The sequence below is a fragment of the Arthrobacter sp. lap29 genome (assembly GCF_032458965.1).
Classification (GTDB): domain Bacteria; phylum Actinomycetota; class Actinomycetes; order Actinomycetales; family Micrococcaceae; genus Specibacter; species Specibacter psychrochitiniphilus.
Genome location: NZ_JAUCEK010000040.1, coordinates 1 through 857 on the forward strand (window position 1 = coordinate 1; position 857 = coordinate 857).

The following is an 857-nucleotide window of genomic DNA, read 5'->3' on the forward strand; positions in this document are numbered from 1 at the left end:
TTTTCATGCGAAAGCACGCAGGGCACGGGAATCAATGTTCCCAGCCACCATGGCCACCCGGACCAAGGAAGCCTTTCGGCAACGGGCCATGACGTGTTTACCGGGAAAAGACGGGATGTCCTGGCTCACCCTGTACGTGCCCACCCTGGCCGCTGAAGGTATCTATACCAACTGCACCCGCCTAGCCAGGGCGCTGAAAGCCGATGCGAACACAGCCCAATCCCATGCGGACCAAGCAGGTACCGGCCAAGACTGCCGTGAATACCGGACCCTGACCCAACTCAGAGCCGACGTAGGCGCAACCCTGCTCCTAGGACCACCACCCACCAACACCAATAGCAACAGCAACAGCAAGACCGGCGCCAGGGCCGGTGCGGGGGCTGGCGGCAGTGCTGGAGGTGGTGAGGGTTCCGTTGGGGGTGATGGGCTACATGATCGCGTTAATACCTCGGACGGGAACAATACCTCCGACGGGAACAATGCCTGGTTCGGGGGAGTGCGGATCGCGGAGGAGGAAGCACCCTGGCACTACACCGGCCCGCGTACCAGCCCGAACCCCAGTCCGAACCCGAGTCCGAACCCGAGTCCGAACCCCAGTCCGAACCCCAGTCCGAACCCGAGTTCAAGCACGGGCCCGCACACTGCTGCAGCCCCAGAGCTAAACCCAGAGCTAAACCCAGAGCTAAACCCAGAGCTAGCCCCGGGGGTAGCCGCTGGGGACGGTGAATCGTTCGCTCACACCACAGCAAATAATCCCACCTCGCAACCCTTTAGCGGTACCTTCCTGCCTGAAACCAGCGGGTCTGTGGTGGGGGATGAGGTGCTGGTGGGTGAGTTGGTGGGGGATGGATCGGGGT

1 pseudogene is annotated in these 857 nt (G+C 62.3%); it reads left to right on the forward strand.

Annotated elements, in window-relative coordinates:
* Positions 1-49: 49 nt before the first annotated feature.
* A pseudogene (locus RY113_RS18420) lies at positions 50-857 on the forward strand (hypothetical protein); the annotation flags it as partial.